This is a genomic window from Geodermatophilus sp. SYSU D00697 (genome assembly GCF_054050175.1).
Genome location: NZ_JBJGYV010000017.1, coordinates 60,910 through 78,402, shown reverse-complemented (window position 1 = coordinate 78,402; position 17,493 = coordinate 60,910). Strand labels below are relative to the sequence as shown.

Here is a 17,493-nt window from a genome sequence, read left to right as displayed (position 1 = left end):
CCGGCGGGCGCGGGGAGCCCGCGCCCCCTCACGAGGTCACGGCGCACTGCCCGCGGTCCGCGCGCACCGGCCCGGACGCCGACGGCCTGATGTCGAAGTCGAAGATCGCCGTCGGGAGGTAGAGGGACGCACAGGCGTTGGGGATGTCGACCACCCCGCTGATGCGGCCCTCGATCGGTGCCGACCCCAGCAACAGGTAGGCCTGCTCCCCCGAGTACCCGAACTTCTCCAGGTACCGGACGGCGTTCAGGCACGCCCGCTTGTAGGCCAGCGTCGCGTCCAGGTACTTGTTCGTGTTGCTCTCGTGGTCGACCGAGACCCCGATGAACGTCAGGAACTCCGAGTACCGGGGCTCGACGTTGCCGGGCATGAACACCGGGTTGGTGGTCACGCCGTAGGTCTCCATGCCGCCCTTGATCAGGTCGATGTGGAAGTCGATGAACCCGCCCATCTCGATGGCACCGCAGAACGTGATCTCGCCGTCGCCCTGACTGAAGTGCAGGTCGCCGCCGGAGAGCTTCGCGCCCTCGACGTGGACCGGGTAGAACACCCGGGAGCCGCGGGAGAAGTTCTTGATGTCGTGGTTGCCGCCGTTCTCGCGGGCCGGCACCGTGCGCGCGCCGTCCCGGGCGATGCCGTCCAGCACGTCCCCGGTCGCCTGACCCCCCAGCGTGTTCTCCTCCAGCGGCGGGAGCGCCAGGGCCGGGACGCGGTCGGGGTCGGTCGCGATCAGCGCCCGCTCCCGCTCGTTCCACCGGGCCAGCAGCTCGGCCGACGGCGCGGTACCGAACAGCCCGGGGTGGGTCAGGCCGGTGTAGCGCACGCCCGGTATGTGCCGGGAGGTCGCCACCTGGCCCTGGAAGTCCCAGATCGCCTTGTAGGCGTCCGGGAAGTAGTCGGTCAGGAAGCCACCGCCGTTGACCTTGGCGAAGATGCCGGTGTACCCCCAGCCCTGGCCGGGGGCGTCGCCGTACTCCTGCGGCGCCGGCACCGGGCCGAGGTCGAGGATGTCGACGACGAGCAGGTCGCCGGGCTCGGCACCCTCGACGCCGATGGGACCGCTCAGCATGTGCGCGTGGGTCAGGTCGACGTCCCGGACGTCGTTGGCGGAGTCGTTGTTGCCGATCTGACCGTCGGTCCACTCCCGGCACTCGACCCGGATGCTCTGGCCGGGGCGCACCATCGTGGCGACGGGTACGTCCGGGTGCCAGCGGTTGTGCCCGGGCACGGCCTGGTCGCGCATGGACTTGGCCTGGTCGACGGTGAACACCACGTCGGGCATGTCCCCCACTCTCCGATCTGCGTTGATGGTGAGCGTCAGCCCGCGGGCTGCGGGCCGTTCGTGGGGCTCCGGGCGGGAGCCGGCGGGGAAGACGGCGCCCGGGGGCAGGGGGCGCCGCGCGGCGGGTCAGGGGCGGGGCAGCGCGCTCCACCGGGGGTCGCGCGGGGCCGGACGGCGCGCCGCTGGGGGCACCGCCGTCGTCACCGCGGGTTCGTCGCGGCTGGCCTCCTCGCGCAGCCGTGCGGCGGCCGCGGGCGCGGGCGTGCGGGACAGCAGGGGTGGGGTGTAGAGCCGTCGGCCGTCCGCTCCGCAGGCGGGGCACGGGCTGGTGCTCTCCGCCGTGCCGACGGGGCGCCGGATCTCCCACGGACCGCAGGTGGTGCACCGGTAGAGGTAGGCCGCCATCGGGGTCCTCCGAGGTGTCGGGACCGCTCAGGTTCGGGCGAAGCTAGTGGTGGCGCGCCGCGCGCGGAGGTCGCGCGGGCTCCCCCTTCCGGCCGGATCCGTCCCCGTCGCGCGTCGCTACGGCCGGCCCACCTGAGGTGACCCCGGGTGCCGTGGACCGGGGTCACACTGGTCGGCTCCCGCGCCGGTCGGCCCCGTGCAGGGGCCCGCCCCGAGCCTGCGAGGGCGTGAGGCCCCGTGCAGGGGCTCGCCGCGAGCCTGCGAGGGGCGAGGCGGACGGGGTCCTTCCAGGGGCCCTCCGTCAGCCGACGGCGTCGGCGGACTCGGGCGCGGAGCCGCCCTGCGGCACGGTCCCGGTGAGCAACCGCACCACCTCCGCTCGGTCGGCGGCCGACGGCAGGCCCCAGCCGGGCTCGTAGCCGTAGACCTCGCCCAGCGGCGTGGAGCTGGTCCGCCCGTCGAGGATCTCCACCGCGTCGACCGGGATCAGCCCCGGGTGCTCGACGCCGCAGGCCTCGGCCACCTTGAACAGGTCCCGCCGCAGCGTCTCGACGTAGTTGGCCGCCCGCACCGACTTCAGCGACGGGTCCAGTCCGTGGGACAGCCACGGGTTCTGCGTGGCGACGCCGGTGGGGCAGGTGTCGGTGTGGCACTTCTGCGCCTGGATGCAGCCGATCGCCAGCATCGCCTCGCGGCCGACGTTCACCATGTCGCAGCCGAGCGCGAACGCCACGATCGCGTTGTCGGGCAGGCCCAGCTTCCCGGCGCCGATGAAGGTGACCCGCTCGTGCAGCGCCCGGCGGGCGAAGGTCGCGTAGACCCGGGCGAACCCCAGCTGGAAGGGCAGCGAGACCGAGTCGGTGAAGATCAGCGGCGCGGCGCCGGTGCCGCCCTCGCCGCCGTCGACGGTCACGAAGTCCACGCCGCGGCCGGTGCGGTCCATGAGGTCGGTGAGCTCGTCCCAGAAGGCCATGTCGCCGACCGCGGACTTGATGCCCACCGGCAGCCCGGTCTCGGCGGCCAGCAGCTCCACCCAGTCGAGCAGGCTGTCGGTGTCGGAGAACTCCGCGTGCCGGGACGGGCTCACGCAGTCCACGCCCTCGGGGACGCCGCGTGCGGCGGCGATCTCGGCGGAGACCTTCGCCCCCGGGAGCACCCCACCCAGGCCCGGCTTGGCGCCCTGGCTGAGCTTGATCTCCAGCGCGCGCACCGGGGCGCCGGCCACGAGGCCCTTGAGCCGGGCCAGGTCGAAGCGGCCGTGCTCGTCGCGGCAGCCGAAGTAGGCGGTGCCGATCTGGTACACCAGCTCCCCACCGTGCCGGTGGTGCACCGAGATGCCGCCCTCGCCGGTGTTCTGCAGGCAGCCGGCCAGCGCCGCGCCGCGGTTGAGGGCCTCCACCGCCGCACCGGAGAGCGACCCGAAGCTCATCGCCGAGATGTTGACGACCGACGCCGGCCGGAACGCCCGCGCCCGGCCGCGCGGGCCGCCGAGCACCTTCGCCGAGGGCACCTGCACGTCGTGCGCCGCGACGGGGTGCGACGGCGGGACGGCACGGCCGAAGGTGCGGTGGTTGATGACCGGGTAGCCGGCGGTGTACTCGAGGTCGTTGTCGGTGCCGAAGCCGAAGTAGTTGTTCTCCTTCTTCGCCGAGGCGTAGACCCACCGCCGCTGGTCGCGGGTGAACGGCCGCTCCTCGTTGTTGCCGGCCACCAGGTACTGGCGCAGCTCCGGGCCCAGCGACTCGAGCAGGTACCGCGCGTGCCCGAGGACGGGGAAGTTCCGCAGCAGGGTGTGCTCGCGCTGCAGGAGGTCGCGTGCGGCGACCGCGGCCAGGGCGGAGAGACCGGCGACGGCGGCACGCGACCCGCGCTTCATGCCCTCACCCTGGCACGCTGCGGCCGCTTCCGGCGCGTCGAGGACGCGCCCGCGCCGGGGGACCCGTGCCCGTCCGGCGGCGCCGCCCGGTCAGACCGGGCCGCCGGGGCCCCCGTCGAGGCCGTCGAGGGTCGTCAGGACGTCGGTCAGCGCCTGGGTGGAGCGGTCGACCAGCGGCCTGAGCCGGCGGTAGACCTCGACCTCGGCGGGGTCGGGCTGCACCGGTTCGTTCACGGCCACCAGTGCGGTGGCGGCGTCGAGGTCGGGCAGCGCGCCCAGGGCGTGCAGGCCGAGCAGGCAGGCGCCCAGCCCCGTGCCCTCCGGCGAGTCGGCGACCCGCACCGGCAGGTCGAGCGCGGCCGCGAGCGTGCGCACCCACAGCGGCGAGGCGACCGCGCCGCCGGTGGCCCGCACCTCGCGCACCGGCAGGTCGGTCGCGGCGAAGGCGTCGCGGACCAGCGCGAGCTGCTGGCAGACGCCCTCGACCGCGGCCCGCACCAGGTGCGGCCGGCGGTGCTCCCGGCGCAGCCCGATGTAGGCGCCCCGCAGGCCCGAGCGCCACCACGGGGCGCGCTCCCCGAGCAGGTAGGGCAGGCAGAGCAGGCCGGAGCTGCCCGTCGGCACCTCGGCGGCCTCGGCGAGCAGGCGGGCGTCGAGGTCGTCGGCGGCCTCGCCCTCCGGATCGGGCGTGTCGAAGCCGGCCGCCAGCGCCCGTGCCGCCCACCGGACCACGGAACCGCCGTTGTTCACCGCTCCCCCGACCACCCAGTGGTCGTCGGTGAGCGCGTAGCAGAACAGCCGGTGCCCGGGGTCCACCGTGGGGGCCGGGACGACGACCCGCATCGCGCCGCTGGTGCCGAGGGAGACCGCGGCCACCTCCGGCCGGACCGCGCCCACACCCAGGTTGGCCAGCACGCCGTCGGAGGCGCCGACCACGACCGGCAGCCCCGCGGGCAGCCCCGTGGCCTCGGCGACGTCGGCGCGCAGGCCGGTCAGCACCGCCGTCGTGGACAGCACCTCGCCGAGCTGGTCGGACCGCACCCCCGCGATCGCCAGCGCCTCCTCGTCCCAGCGGCCGCCCCGGATGTCGTACAACCCGGTCGTCGACGCGCAGGACCGGTCGACCACGTGCCGCCCCCCGACGAGCGCGGCCACGACGAGCTCCTTGACCCCGCCCCAGCGCGGCGTCCCGGAGACCAGATCGGGGTCCTGCGCCCGCTCCCAGGACAGCTTCACCAGCGGCGACATCGCATGCACGGGGGTGCCGGTGCGGGCGTGCAGGTCCGCGGCCCGCCCGTCGGCGACCAGTGCCGCGGCCCACTCGGCCGCACGGTCGTCCGCCCAGGTGAGCAGCGGGCCCAGCGGTGTGCCCTCGTCGTCCATCGGCACCAGCCCGTGCATGGCGGTGCTCAGGGAGATGCCGAGGACGCGGTCACCGCGGTCGCGCGCGCGGGCGCTCACCTCCTCCAGCGCCTCCACCGCCGCGGCCTGCAACCGTCCGGCGTCGAGCTCGGCCCGGCCGGGAGCGGGCACCAGCAGGGGGTAGCCGACGCTGGACACGTCGCGCACCCGCCCGTCGGTGCCGGCGGTGACCGCCTTCGTCGCCGTCGTCCCGGAGTCGAGCCCGACGACGACGTCCACGACACCCCTCCCGAGCAGCTCCCCTCCGGGGATCGTGCTCGGCTCGGCGGCGGGGCGCCACCGGGCTCAGGACGCGAGCTGCTCCTCCTCCTCCTCCACGGAGCGCTCCTGCGCGGGCTCCTCCGGCACGCCCTCCTCCTCCCGGGCGGCCTGCTCCTCCGCGGCCAGCACGCCCGAGAGCGTCCCCAGCGCGTCGCCGATCTGGCCGGTGAGCCGGCGCAGCGCGGCCCGCGCCTCGGCGCGCCGCCGCGCGAGGTCGTCGAACCGCTCCTGGGCCGCGTCGACGCGGGCCGCGCAGGTCTGCGCCAGGTCGGCCAGGGTCTGCTCCACCTCGGTGGAGATCCGCGCCGCGGCCTCGGCGGCCTCCCGGGCCCGCTCGGCCGCCGCCTCCTCCGCGAGCCGCGTGCGCTCGGCCGCGGCCTCGGCCAGCAGCCGGTCGGCGGTCACCCTGGCCTGCCGCAGCTCCTCCGCCGCCTGCTCGCCGGCCTCCCGCTTGGTGGCCGCCGCCTCCTCCGCGGCCCGGTGCCGTTCCTCGGCCGTCTCGGTCTCCGCCTCCGCCCGCATCCGGGCCGCCTCGGCACCGGCGAGTTCCCACTCCGCAGCGGCGTCCTCCCGGACGCGCTGGGCCTCCTCCTGGATCCGCACGGACTCGGCCACCGCCTCGTCCTTGACCTCGTGTGCCCGCCGCAGCAGGAGGTCGGCCTCGCCGCGCGCCTGCCCCCGGATCCGGTCGGCCTCGGCCTGCCCGGCCTCGGTCAGCTGGGCGGCCTCGTCCGCGGCCAGGCGGAGGATCTCGCCGACGCGTTCGGACGTGCGCACCATCTCCCGGCCCTCGGGCGAGCAGGCCAGCAGGCGGCGGGAGAGCTCCAGCTCCGCCGAGCAGGCCCCGTACCGGGCGAGCAGGTCCTCGTTCTCCCTGCGGGCGGCCACCAGCTCGGACTCGACCCAGGCGACGTAGTTGTCCACCTGCAGCCGGTCGTAGCCGCGCAGCGCCGTCCGGAACAGCGGACGCGGCGTGAAGAGGGTCTCGAGGTCACCGGTGAGGTTCGGGCGGGCCGACGCGGCGCCGGGACTGGAGGCGTCCGCCTGCCGCGCGCCGTCTGCCGCCACGACCTCGCGGTGTCGGAACATCCGGGCCTCCTCCCTGACCCGACGTGCGACCGCGGCCCAGCTCGACCGGCCCCACGTCCGGACAGCTCGAACGACTGCTCGGGGCTCCGGACGATGCCAGAACCGCCCGGTCCCCAGCCGGAGCCACGGCGTCCCGCCGCGGGACGCGCGGAGCCCCCGGCGTAGTCCCGTCGGTCTGTACCGAGACGACTACGGTCGGCGATCCGGGGTCAGCGGTAGGCCGACTCCCCGCGCAGCCGAGCCCCGACGGCGACGTGCAGGGGCGCGAGCACGACGCCGTCGCCGGCCAGCCGTTCCCGCAGCTGCCGCCGGTGGCGCAACACCCCGACGAAGCCGATCGCCCAGAACACGTACTGGACGGCGAAGGCGGCGCGGAAGGCGTCCAGGGAGTAGGCGGTGGATGCGCCCGGGGTGAGCAGGTCGAGCACGGCGCCGACGGCCAGGATGGTCAGCAGGGAGGCGAGGAACCCCCCGACGTTCACCACCCCGCTCGCGCTGCCCTGCCGCTCGGCCGGGTTCCAGGTCCGGGCGAAGTCGAACCCGATCATCGAGCCGGGCCCGTTGGTCCCGAGGACGACGACCAGCACGACCAGCAGAGGGAGCGGAGCGCGGCCCGGCCACAGCAGCACGACGGTCCAGGTGGCCGCGGTGGCCAGCAGGATGGAGAAGACGAGGGAGGAGCGGCGCAGCGGCCAGCGGCCGCAGAGCCGGCCGAGCAGCGGCCCCACCGCGATCCCGACGACGACCAGGAGGGTCAGCAGGCCCGCCGCCGTGGCGGGGCTGCGGCCCTGGCCGACGACGAGGAACGGGTACCCCCAGAGCAGGGCGAACACGGTGCCGGAGAACTGGGTGACCAGGTGGGTGTAGAGCCCGATGCGGGTGCCCGGCTCGCGCCAGGTGAGCGCCAGGCTGCGGCGCACCTCGGCCAGCCCCGAGGGTGGGGTGAGCACCGTGCCGGGCGGCGCGTCGCGCAGCGCCACGACGACGAGGACCGCGACGAGGACGCCGATCCCCGCGGCGCCGAGGAACGTCGCCTCCCACGAGGTGGAGTGCAGGAGCGTGACCAGCGGGTACGCGGCGGCGATCTGCCCGAACTGGCCGAGCATGCCGGTGAGCTGGGTGATCAGCGGGACCGTCCGCCCGGGGAACCAGAAGCCGATCACCCGCAGCACGCTGACGAAGGTCATCGCGTCGCCGGCCCCGACCAGGACCCGCGCGGCGACGGCGGTGGGCACGTCGCCGGCCAGCGCGAGCAGGGCCTGCCCCGCGGCCATGGTCAGCGCCCCGGCGAGGACCAGGTTCCGCGAGCCGAAGCGGTCCAGGGCCACCCCGACCGGCACCTGCATGCCGGCGTAGACGACCAGCTGGAGGACGAGGAACAGCGAGATCGCCGAGGCCCCTGCCGAGAAGCGCTCCTGCGCCTCCACCCCGGCGACCCCCAGGGAGGCCCGGTGGAAGACGGCGACCGCGTACGCGGCCAGCGCCACCAGCCACACGGCGTAGGCACGGGCGCTCGGTCGGGGTGCGGTCGGCGGGCTCACCCCAGGGACGACGTCCACCTGCCCCGGGTGCTTCCGGTCCGGCCCGTGAGATCGCTCACCACCCGGGCCGCCGCGGCCGCCGTCGTCCGCCCGCGGGCGCGCACCGCCCCTCCGCCGCGGCCTTGACCGGGCGGGATCCTCGCTCCTAGCTTGTGACCTGGCTCACACGGGGTGACGGCGCCGTCGCCCGCTCCCCGCTCCCGCGACACCGGGCAGCCGGGTCGCGGGCCTGTCCGGCCGCGCCGAGGAGGACCCGTCCCATGACCCAGACCGCCCCCGCCCAGCAGCAGGCTCCCGCGCCCGACACCGCACCCCGCCAGCTCGACGTGGTGGTCATCGGGGCCGGGTTCTCCGGCATGTACATGCTCCACCGGCTGCGGCAGCTCGGGTGCTCGGTCCAGGTCATCGAGATGGCCGACGGCGTGGGCGGCACGTGGCACTGGAACCGCTATCCCGGAGCCCGCTGCGACGTCCGCAGCATGGAGTACTCCTACTCCTTCGACCCGCAGCTCGAGCAGGAGTGGCAGTGGACGGAGAAGTACCCGACGCAGCCGGAGATCCTCCGCTACGCCAACCACGTCGCCGACCGGTACGACCTGCGCCGCGACATCCGGTTCGAGACCCGGGTGGAGTCGACGGTCTGGGACGACGACGCCGGACGCTGGATCGTCCGTACCGATCGCGGCGACGTGCTGTCGGCGCAGTTCGTCGTGCACGCCTCGGGCTGCCTGTCGATCTACAAGAAGCCGGAGATCCCGGGCCTGGAGACCTTCCGCGGGCCGTGGTTCCACACCGCCCGGTGGCCTCGGGAGGGCGTGGACCTCACCGGCCTGCGGGTCGGCGTCATCGGCACCGGCTCCTCGGCGATCCAGAGCATCCCGCTGATCGCGCAGCAGGCCGCCGACCTCACCGTCTTCCAGCGGACGCCGAACTTCGCCGTCCCGGCGCACAACCACCCGTTCCCGCCCGGCTACCAGGAGCAGATGAAGGCGCACTACCCGGAGTTCCGGCAGGACGCGCGGACCTCGCCGCTGGGCATCCCCACCCCACCGCCGGAGAAGGGGGCGCTCGAGGACGACGCCGAGTCCCGGCGCCGCCGGTACGAGAAGGCCTGGCACGACCAGGACAACACCCTCGTGGACCTGATGGCCGCCTACACCGACATGCTCACCGACCCGGCGGCCAACGACACCGCGGCGGAGTTCGTCCGCGAGCGCATCCGCGAGATCGTGCACGACCCGGAGGTGGCCGAGACGCTGTGCCCGAAGGACTACCCGATCGGCACCAAGCGGATCTGCGTGCACACCGACTACTACGAGACCTACAACCGCGAGAACGTCCACCTGGTGGACCTGCGGAAGACACCGCTGGTGGAGATCACGCCGGACGGGGTGCGGACCACCGACCGGGAGTACGAGTTCGACGCCCTGGTGCTGGCCACCGGGTTCGACGCCCAGACCGGCGCGCTGACCGCCATCGACATCCGCGGCCGCGGCGGGCAGCGGCTCACCGACCACTGGTCGGCCGGGCCGCGCACCTACCTGGGCATCGCGATGGCCGGCTTCCCCAACGCCTTCGTGATCACCGGGCCGCAGAGCCCCTCGGTGCTGTCGAACATGATGGTGTCGATCGAGCAGCACGTGGAGTGGGTCTCCGACGCCATCGGGTACGTGCGCGAGCACGACCTGCGCACCATCGAGCCGACCCCCGAGGCCGAGCAGGCGTGGGTCGAGCACAACGAGGAGGTCGGCAACGCGACCCTCTTCCCGACCGCCAACTCCTGGTACATGGGCTCGAACGTCGAGGGCAAGCCGCGGGTGTTCATGCCCTACATCGGCGGCGTGGGCCTGTACCGCGAGCGGTGCGACGAGGTGGCCGCCAAGGACTACGAGGGCTTCGTCCTCGCCGGGTGACAGCGGCGGGAGCACCGCAGCGAGGAACGAGCGAGGAGCGGACCGGCGCGCGGAGCCCGGCCCGTGACCTCGCCGGGTGACAGCGGCGGCAGCACCGAGGCGGGCATGCGCGGTGGCGGTGAGCCCAAGCAGTGTGCGGTGGTGGCGGGTTCGTGCCGCGGGAGCCGCCACGAACGCACATCACCGGCCGTTGCCCACCGGACGCTGGCCCGCTGCCGAACTCACCGCCGGGTGAGGGTGATCAACTCCTGGCCGATCCAGGACTAACCGCGCACGTCGGCGGGCAGGAGCAGCGCAGCCGCCGGGGCCCGGTGCGCCCGGCCGCAGCTGCCCTGCCCGCCCGACGAGAGGAGCGCCCTCGAATGGCGTCCGTCATCCACTACACGATCGCGACCGAGGCCGAGAAGTACGCCGACTTCCGCCGCGTCCTCTGGACCGGCAAGAACACCCAGCTGGTGATCATGACCATCCCGCCGGGCGGGGAGATCGGCGAGGAGGTGCACGAGGACATCGACCAGATCCTCACCTTCGTCAGCGGCACCGGCGAGGCGCAGATCTCGGGCAACAAGAAGAAGGTGGCCCAGGGCGACCTGGTCGTCGTCCCGGCCGGGACGAAGCACAACTTCGTCAACACCGGGCCCAACCCGCTGGTGCTCTACACGGTGTACGGCCCGCCGGAGCACGCCGACGGTGCGGTGCACAAGACCAAGGAGGAGGCCGACGCGGCCGAGGAGTCGGGCCAGGACGAGCCGCCGACCGAGTGACCCTCCCCGAGCGGGGCGCGGGAGCGCGGGAGGCCTGCGCTCCCCGCTCCGCTCAGCGCTCGGCGGAGGCGCGCTGGACCGAGCCGTGCCGGGCCGACCGCGGCACGGGCGGCCGGGCCGCGGCCGGCTGCGGCCGCGGGGCGAGGGCCGGGGAGGGCGCGACCTGCGCGGGCATCACCGTGGTCCCCCCGTCGCTCACCGACCGGCGTTGCTGCGCCGGCTGCTCCGGCTGGATGCGGGTCAGGATGAACAGGCAGAAGGCGATGACGGCCAGCAGTCCGCCGACGACGAGGTAGTCCAGCACGCGGTCCAGTGTCCCGTCGTGACCGTTCCGTGACACTGGGAGATGTCTCACCCGGGGGTCCCGCGTGTCGCCACCAGCTGTCCCAGGTCGGTGGTCTATCGGCGGACGCGCCGCGGGCTGGCCCCGTCCCGGCTGCGGCAGCAGACTCGCAGGGGCGTACCGCACCCGACCGTCAGCGCCGACCGAGGAGGGGCCATGCCGTCGCCCACCTACTCCCCCGCGAACCCCGAGAGCGTCTTCACCTACGGCGCGCCGCAACTCAAGTTCGGCCCCGGCGCCTCCGACGAGATCGGCTACGACCTCAGCCAGACCGGCGCGAAGCGGGTCCTCGTGGTCACCGACCCCGGCGTGGCCGCGACCGGGCACCCGCAGCGGGTCGCCGACCAGATGACGCCGTTCGGCATCGAGGCGGTGGTCTTCGACGGAGCGCACGTCGAGCCGACCGACGAGAGCCTCGGGTACGCCGTCGACTGGGCGCGCGAGCACGGCCCCTGGGACGCGATCGTGGCCGTGGGCGGCGGCACCAGCATCGACACCGCCAAGGCGATCAACCTGCTCACCACCAACCCCGGTGAGCTCATGGACTACATCAACAAGCCGGTCGGCGAGGGCAGGGCCCCGGTGAACCCGCTCAACCCGCTGGTCGCCGTCCCGACGACCACCGGCACGGGCGCGGAGAGCACGACGATCTGCGTGCTGGACGTCCTCTCGCTCAAGGTCAAGACGGGGATCAGCCACGCCCGCCTGCGGCCGACGCTCGCCGTCGTCGACCCGGCGCTGACCCGCACGCAGCCGGCCGGGGTCACCGCGGCGGCGGGGATGGACATCCTCTGTCACGCGCTGGAGAGCTACACCGCCCGCCCCTACACGACCTACGAGCACAAGCGCCCCGAGCAGCGGGTCCCGTACAACGGCGCCAACCCGATCGCCGACATGTGGTCGGAGAAGGCGCTGTCGCTGCTGGCCGGGTCCTTCCGCCGTGCAGTGCGCGACGGGGAGGACGAGGACGCCCGCGGGCAGATGGCCATGGCCGCCACCTTCGCCGGGCTGGGCTTCGGCAACGCCGGTGTGCACATCCCGCACGCCAACGCCTACCCGATCGCCGGCCGGGTCAAGGACTTCCACCCCAAGGACTACCCCGCCGACGAGCCGATGATCCCGCACGGCATGTCGGTGGCCCTGACCGCTCCCGAGGCGTTCCGGTTCACCTTCGACGCCGACCCGGAGCGGCACCTGCGCGCCGCGCGGCTGCTGGACCCCGGCGCCGAGCAGACCGACGACCCCACGGAGTTCCTGCCCACCGTGCTCAGCGCGCTCATGCGCGACATCGACATCCCCGGCGGCATCGGGGCGGTCGGCTACGACGAGGGCGACATCCCCGACCTGGTCGACGGCACGATGAAGCAGCAGCGGCTGCTGGCCACCGCCCCCAAGGAGGTCACCGAGGACGACGTCGCGGGGATCTTCTCGCGCTCGCTGTCGCTGTGGTGACCCGCGGCTGGTGGCCCGATCCCCCGCTCCAGCCGCTGCGACGGCTGGAGCGGGGTCACCGGATGAGGTCGTAGGACCCCCGTCCCCTTGCGCGATCACCCCTGCCGGTGGCACAACTCCCCGGCAGGGCGGCGCCGGAGGGTCCGGAGCCGGCGCGGGGACGCGCGACCACGCGCACGGGGGGTGGGCCATGGCCACGCGCCAGCGCGCGACCGCGGTCCCGCCGCCCCGGACCTCGCCCGGGGACGGCCCCGGCTGGGTCCCCCTGGTCGAGAGTCCCGCGGCCGGGCAGCGACCGCGCTCGCCGTCGGTCGGCCGGGTGGTGGCCCGCTTCCTCGCGGCCAACGTCGCGGCCATCCTGCTCCTGCTCGGCGTCGGGGTGTGGGCCAGCGCCCGGGCCGCCGAGCACGAGGCCCTGGCCGACGCGCGCCACCACACCGACCTGCTGGCCGAGGTCCTCGTACAGCCCAACCTGGACGAGCGCCTCCTCGCCGGGGACCCGGTCGCGCTCGCCGCGTTCGACGACCGCATGCGCACCCGACTGCCAGGGGTCGGCATCAACCGGATCAAGATCTGGACCGCCGACGGCCGGATCGTGTACTCGGACGAGCCCCTGCTGATCGGTCGCACATTCCCGCTGGGCGACGACGACCGGCAGGCCCTGCGGGACGGCGTCACCCGGGCCGAGGTGAGCGACCTGAACCGGCCGGAGAACCAGTTCGAGAAGGCCGACAGCGGCCGCCTGCTCGAGGTCTACCGCCAGATCACCGGGCCCGACGGGCAACGGCTGCTGCTGGAGACCTACTCGGACTACAGCCAGGCGACTGCCCGGCAGGAGGAGATCTGGTGGGAGTTCGCCCCCATCTCCGCGGCCGCACTGCTCGCCATGGTCGCCGTCCAGCTCCCCCTGGCCCGGCGGATGGTCACCCAGCTGCGGACCGCCCAGCAGGAGCGCGAGCTGCTGCAGGCGCGGGCCCTGGACGCCTCCACCGAGGAGCGGCGCCGGATCGCCGGGAGCCTGCACGACGGCCTGGTGCAGGACGTGTCGGCGGCCGCCCTGCTCGTCGCCCGCGCCGCCGACCAGCTCCGGCAGTCCCCGGCGAGCGCTCCTCCACCCGAGGTCGCCGACGGGCTCGGGCAGGCCGCCGGGGCGCTGCGGGACTCGGTCGCGTCGCTGCGGTCGCTGCTGGTGGAGATCTACCCACCCACGCTGGACCAGGCGGGGCTGGAGATGGCCCTGGCCGACTGCGCCGACCGGCTGCGGCCCCGCGGGATCGACGTCCGGCTCGCCGTCCCCGACCGGCTGGCCCCGCCGCCGGGGACTGCCGCCCTGGTCCTGCGCACCGTCCAGGAGGCGCTGCGCAACGTGGTGAAGCACTCGGGCGCCCGCAGGGTGGACGTCACCGTCGAGCAGCTCCCCGGTGCCCTCGTCCTGCAGGTCACCGACGACGGGGTCGGCTTCGACGTCGGCCCGGCGCTGGACGGGCGCGGCGGCCACCTGGGCCTGCGCCTGCTCGCCGACCTGGCCGCCGCCGAAGGGGCGACGCTGTCCCTGCGCACCGCGCCCGGCGCGGGCACGAGCCTGCGACTGGAGGTGCCGCACCCGTGATCGACGTCCTCGTGGTCGACGACCACGCGCTCATGCGCTCGGGCCTGGCCGGCCTGATCGCCGCCGCCGACGACATGCGGGTCGTCGGCACGGCCGCCGACGGCGCCGAGGCGGTGGCCGCGGTCGACCGGCTCTCCCCGCACGTCGTCCTCATGGACCTGTCCATGCCGGTGATGGACGGCGTCACCGCGACCCGCCGGATCGTCGAGGACCACCCCGCCGTCGAGGTGCTCGTGCTCACCTCGTTCTCCGATCAGCAGCGGGTGGTGGAGGCGCTCGACGCCGGCGCCGGCGGGTACGTGCTCAAGGACACCGAACCGGCCGACCTGCTGACCGCCATCCGGTCCTCCGCTCGCGGCCACTCCCCGCTCGACCCCCGGGTGGCGCGGACGCTGCTGCACGCCCGGCGGGGGCCCGCCCGGGTCGCCGACCTGACCGAGCGGGAGCAGGAGGTCCTCGCCCTGGTCGGCCGCGGGATGGCGAACAAGCAGATCGCCCGCGCCCTCGGCATCCGGGAGGGCACCGTGAAGGCGCACCTGACCAGCGTGTTCCAGCGCATCGGCGTGCGGGACCGGACGTCGGCGGCGCTGTGGGCGCGCACCCACCTCGCCGAGGACCCGCCCGGGCTCGCGGAGTGACCCCGCTCGCCGCGCGCCGAGGTCCGGGCCGAGACTGGAGGGCGTGACCCGGTCCGCCGCACCCCCTGCCACCGACCTGCTCGCCGCCCTGCGCGGGGCCGGCATCGGCGACGTCGACGACTCCGGGCTGGCTCGGGCCCTCTACTCCTCCGACGGCTCGCTGTACCGGGTGCTGCCGCGGGCGGTGGTGCGGCCCCGGCACCCCGACGAGATCGAGGCGACCCTCGCCGTCTGCCGGGAGCTCGGCGTCCCGCTGACCGCCCGGGGCGCGGGCACCTCGATCGCCGGCAACGCCGTGGGCCCCGGCGTCGTGGTCGACACCAGCCGGTACCTCGCCCGGGTGCGGGCGATCGACCCGGAGGGCCGGACGGCGACCGTCGACCCCGGTGTGGTGCAGGCGGCGCTGCAGGCGGCGGCGCGGCCGCACGGGCTGCGCTTCGGCCCCGACCCGAGCACGCACAACCGCTGCACGATCGGCGGGATGATCGGCAACAACGCCTGCGGCTCCCGCGCCCTGGGCTACGGCCGGACGTCGGACAACGTGGTCGGCCTCGACGTCGTCACCGGCGCCGGCGAGCGGCTGACCCTCGGTCCGGACGACGCCCCGGCCGCCGGGGTGCTCGGCCAGCTCCGGGCGCTGGTCGACGGGCACCTCGGGCCGATCCGCACCGAGCTGGGCCGCTTCGGCCGGCAGGTGTCGGGCTACTCGCTGGAGCACCTGCTGCCCGAGCGCGGCTTCGACGTGGCCCGCGCGCTGGTCGGCAGCGAGGGCACCCTCGCCCTGGTGCTCGGCGCGACCGTGCGGCTGGTGACCGACGCTCCGTACCGGGGGCTGGTCGTGCTGGGCTACCCGTCCATGGCCGATGCCGCCGACGCCACCCCGGCGCTGCTGCGGCACGAGCCGACCGCGTGCGAGGGACTGGACCAGCGCATCGTCCAGCGGCTGCGCGACGTCCCCGCCGCCGTCGTGCCGGACCTGCCCCGCGGCGACGGCTGGCTGATCGTCGAGCTGACCGGCGACTCGGTCGCCGAGATCGAGGCCAAGGCGAGGGGCGTGCTGGACGACGCCGGGGCGCTGGACTCCCTGGTGGTCACCGACCCGGCCGAGGCCGCCGCCATCTGGCGGATCCGCGAGGACGGCGCGGGCCTGGCCGCCCGCACCTCCGACGGCCGTCCGGCGCACGCCGGCTGGGAGGACGCCGCGGTGCCGGTGGAGCAGCTGGGCGCCTACCTGCGCGGCTTCGAGGCGCTGCTGGACGAGCACGGCCTGCAGGGGGTGCCCTACGGCCACTTCGGCGACGGCTGCGTGCACGTGCGCATCGACTTCCCGCTGGGGCACGGCGAGGACCGCGGCCGGGCGGCCTACCGCTCCTTCGTGCAGGACGCCGCCCGCCTGGTGGCCCGTTTCGGCGGGTCGGTGTCCGGCGAGCACGGCGACGGCCGGGCCCGCAGCGAGCTGCTGACGACCATGTACTCCTCCGAGGTGCTGGCGTTGTTCGAGCGGGTCAAGGGCCTGTTCGACCCCGGGGACGTGCTCAACCCGGGGGTGCTGGTGCGGCCGGCGCGGGTGGAGGACGACATCCGGGTGGCCGCCGCGCCGCGCCGGACCGAGCGCCTGGCGCTGGCCTACCGGCACGACGGTGGGGACTTCTCCGCCGCGGTGCACCGGTGCACCGGCGTCGGTAAGTGCCGCGCCGACCTGCAGGCCACCGGCGGGGTCATGTGCCCGTCGTGGCCGGCCACCCGGGAGGAGAAGGACACCACCCGCGGCCGGGCCCGGGTGCTGCAGGAGATGCTCGCCCCCGGCGGCCCGGTGCGCGACTGGCGCTCGCCGGAGGTGCACGCCGCCCTGGACCTGTGCCTGTCGTGCAAGGGCTGCTCCCGGGACTGCCCCACCGGCGTGGACATGGCCTCCTACAAGGCCGAGGTGCTGCACCAGTCCTACCGCCGGCGGCTGCGGCCGCTCTCGCACTACACCCTCGGCCGGCTGCCGCGGTGGGCCGACCTCGCCGCCCGCGCGCCCCGGTTGGTCAACGCCGTGATGACCTCCCGCCTCGGTGGCCGGCTGGCGAAGTGGGGTGCCGGGGTCGACCAGCGGCGCAGCCTCCCGGCCTTCGCGCCCCGCACCTTCCGCGCGGGCTGGGCCGAGCGGCCCCCGGCGAACCCGGACGGCGCGCCGGTCGCGCTGTGGGTGGACTCGTTCACCGACCACTTCGCCCCCGAGGTCGCCGAGGCCACCGCCGCGGTGCTCGAGGCCGCCGGCTACCGGGTGCAGGTGCCGCCCGCCGAGACCTGCTGCGGACTGACCTGGATCACCACCGGCCAGCTCGACGCCGCCCGTCGCACGCTGGGCCGCACCGTGGAGCTGCTCGCGCCGCTGGTGGACGCCGGCGTGCCGGTGGTCGGGGTGGAGCCCTCCTGCACCGCCGTCCTGCGCGGGGAGACACTCGAGCTGGTCGGCGGTCCGGCCGCCGAGCGGGTCGCCGCGGGCACCCGCACCCTGGCCGAGCTGCTGCACGAGACGCCGGGCTGGACGCCGCCGTCCCTGGCCGGGGTCGAGGTCGTCGCCCAGCCGCACTGCCACCACCACGCGGTGCTCGGGTGGGCGACCGACGAGCGGCTGCTGCGCACGGCCGGCGCCACCGTGCGCCGGGTGGGCGGCTGCTGCGGGCTGGCCGGCAACTGGGGCGTCGAGCGCGGCCACCACGAGGTGTCGGTCGCGATCGCCGAGCACCAGCTGCTGCCCGCCGTCCGGGAGGCCGGTCCGGACGCCGTCGTGCTGGCGGATGGGTTCTCCTGTCGCACCCAGCTCGACCAGCTCGCCGGCCGGCGCGCCCTGCACCTGGCCGAGCTCCTGGCGGCCCGGCTGTCCTCCGGCGTCCGGTGAGCGCCGCCGCG

At 75.1% G+C, this 17,493-nt stretch carries 13 protein-coding genes; 6 read left to right on the top strand and 7 right to left on the bottom strand.

Translation table 11 applies throughout. The features are described 5' to 3' along the window. Positions 1–28: 28 nt before the first annotated feature. The 6 genes from fmdA to ACI79C_RS15845 form a co-directional block, all read right to left on the bottom strand. Positions 29–1,282 (bottom strand): formamidase, encoded by a 1,254-nt coding sequence (fmdA, locus tag ACI79C_RS15870; RefSeq protein ID WP_456946628.1) that lies wholly within the window; start codon positions 1,280–1,282, stop codon positions 29–31. Positions 1,283–1,408: 126 nt separating this feature from the next. Then, a complete protein-coding gene (locus ACI79C_RS15865; protein WP_456946627.1) occupies positions 1,409–1,687 on the bottom strand; it encodes an FmdB family zinc ribbon protein in 279 nt (92 codons plus the stop codon). A gap of 301 nt (positions 1,688–1,988) precedes the next feature. Next, positions 1,989–3,563, bottom strand: coding sequence for an FMN-binding glutamate synthase family protein (locus ACI79C_RS15860; protein WP_456946626.1), 1,575 nt, complete (start codon positions 3,561–3,563; stop codon positions 1,989–1,991). 90 nt (positions 3,564–3,653) lie between these two features. Continuing rightward, entirely contained in the window at positions 3,654–5,204 is a 1,551-nt protein-coding gene (locus ACI79C_RS15855; protein ID WP_456946625.1) for a gluconokinase, read from the bottom strand. Between the two features lie 66 nt (positions 5,205–5,270). After that, a complete protein-coding gene (locus ACI79C_RS15850) occupies positions 5,271–6,335 on the bottom strand; it encodes a DivIVA domain-containing protein (protein ID WP_456946624.1) in 1,065 nt (354 codons plus the stop codon). Positions 6,336–6,544: 209 nt separating this feature from the next. Continuing rightward, complete coding sequence (locus ACI79C_RS15845; RefSeq protein WP_456946623.1) at positions 6,545–7,894, bottom strand: MFS transporter; 1,350 nt, start codon at positions 7,892–7,894, stop codon at positions 6,545–6,547. Positions 7,895–8,136: 242 nt separating this feature from the next. On the opposite strand from ACI79C_RS15845, the gene ACI79C_RS15840 reads away from it, so the two are divergent. Then, entirely contained in the window at positions 8,137–9,789 is a 1,653-nt protein-coding gene (locus ACI79C_RS15840) for a flavin-containing monooxygenase (protein ID WP_456946622.1), read from the top strand. Positions 9,790–10,151: 362 nt separating this feature from the next. Continuing rightward, positions 10,152–10,553, top strand: coding sequence for a cupin domain-containing protein (locus ACI79C_RS15835; protein WP_456946621.1), 402 nt, complete (start codon positions 10,152–10,154; stop codon positions 10,551–10,553). A gap of 52 nt (positions 10,554–10,605) precedes the next feature. Here the strand turns inward: ACI79C_RS15835 and ACI79C_RS15830 are convergent, their stop codons facing one another. Continuing rightward, the gene (locus tag ACI79C_RS15830; RefSeq protein WP_456946620.1) at positions 10,606–10,857 is read right to left on the bottom strand and encodes a hypothetical protein; all 252 of its coding nucleotides are present in this window, start codon (positions 10,855–10,857) and stop codon (positions 10,606–10,608) included. A gap of 195 nt (positions 10,858–11,052) precedes the next feature. On the opposite strand from ACI79C_RS15830, the gene ACI79C_RS15825 reads away from it, so the two are divergent. The 4 genes from ACI79C_RS15825 (at position 11,053) to ACI79C_RS15810 (ending at position 17,482) form a co-directional block, all read left to right on the top strand. After that, the gene (locus ACI79C_RS15825) at positions 11,053–12,348 is read left to right on the top strand and encodes a hydroxyacid-oxoacid transhydrogenase (RefSeq protein ID WP_456946619.1); all 1,296 of its coding nucleotides are present in this window, start codon (positions 11,053–11,055) and stop codon (positions 12,346–12,348) included. A gap of 190 nt (positions 12,349–12,538) precedes the next feature. Next, positions 12,539–13,957 (top strand): sensor histidine kinase, encoded by a 1,419-nt coding sequence (locus ACI79C_RS15820; RefSeq protein WP_456946618.1) that lies wholly within the window; start codon positions 12,539–12,541, stop codon positions 13,955–13,957. Beyond that, positions 13,954–14,595, top strand: a complete 642-nt coding sequence (locus ACI79C_RS15815; protein WP_456946617.1) for a response regulator — start codon at positions 13,954–13,956, stop codon at positions 14,593–14,595. Before ACI79C_RS15820 ends, ACI79C_RS15815 begins: the two co-directional genes overlap by 4 nt. 43 nt (positions 14,596–14,638) lie before the next feature. Further along, a complete protein-coding gene (locus ACI79C_RS15810) occupies positions 14,639–17,482 on the top strand; it encodes an FAD-binding and (Fe-S)-binding domain-containing protein (RefSeq protein WP_456946616.1) in 2,844 nt (947 codons plus the stop codon). Positions 17,483–17,493: the final 11 nt, after the last annotated feature.

Excerpts from the sequence above, each read along its gene's own strand:
- fmdA (WP_456946628.1), bottom strand. The coding sequence starts at position 1,282 with ATGCCCGACGTGGTGTTCACCGTCGACCAGGCCAAGTCCATGCGCGAC.
- ACI79C_RS15865 (WP_456946627.1), bottom strand. The coding sequence starts at position 1,687 with ATGGCGGCCTACCTCTACCGGTGCACCACCTGCGGTCCGTGGGAGATC.
- ACI79C_RS15860 (WP_456946626.1), bottom strand. The coding sequence starts at position 3,563 with ATGAAGCGCGGGTCGCGTGCCGCCGTCGCCGGTCTCTCCGCCCTGGCC.
- ACI79C_RS15850 (WP_456946624.1), bottom strand. The coding sequence starts at position 6,335 with ATGTTCCGACACCGCGAGGTCGTGGCGGCAGACGGCGCGCGGCAGGCG.
- ACI79C_RS15840 (WP_456946622.1), top strand. The coding sequence starts at position 8,137 with ATGACCCAGACCGCCCCCGCCCAGCAGCAGGCTCCCGCGCCCGACACC.
- ACI79C_RS15835 (WP_456946621.1), top strand. The coding sequence starts at position 10,152 with ATGGCGTCCGTCATCCACTACACGATCGCGACCGAGGCCGAGAAGTAC.
- ACI79C_RS15825 (WP_456946619.1), top strand. The coding sequence starts at position 11,053 with ATGCCGTCGCCCACCTACTCCCCCGCGAACCCCGAGAGCGTCTTCACC.
- ACI79C_RS15820 (WP_456946618.1), top strand. The coding sequence starts at position 12,539 with ATGGCCACGCGCCAGCGCGCGACCGCGGTCCCGCCGCCCCGGACCTCG.